Here is a 215-nt window from a genome sequence, read left to right on the forward strand (position 1 = left end):
GTGGTATTTGGTCGTGTCGCGGGGGAAAACGCCGTTAAGAGAGTCGAAGAGTTTATTGAATGGGATAATGCTTCCATTGAGAAGCAAGTAAAAGACGTCGAGAAGCGAATTGATGCGCTAAGAAACCAAGAGGGCGAAGAAAATTGGTCCGACATCCGTACTGAAATGGGTAAAACAATGGAAGCAGGATGCGGTATTTATCGTCAAAAAGACTT

The 215-nt window shown here is 44.2% G+C and carries 1 pseudogene; it reads left to right on the forward strand.

The window, feature by feature from the left end:
• Positions 1–215 (forward strand): annotated as a pseudogene (locus ACM2FC_RS23730) (succinate dehydrogenase/fumarate reductase flavoprotein subunit); the annotation flags it as partial.

The sequence above is a fragment of the Vibrio sp. A37 genome (assembly GCF_059777565.1).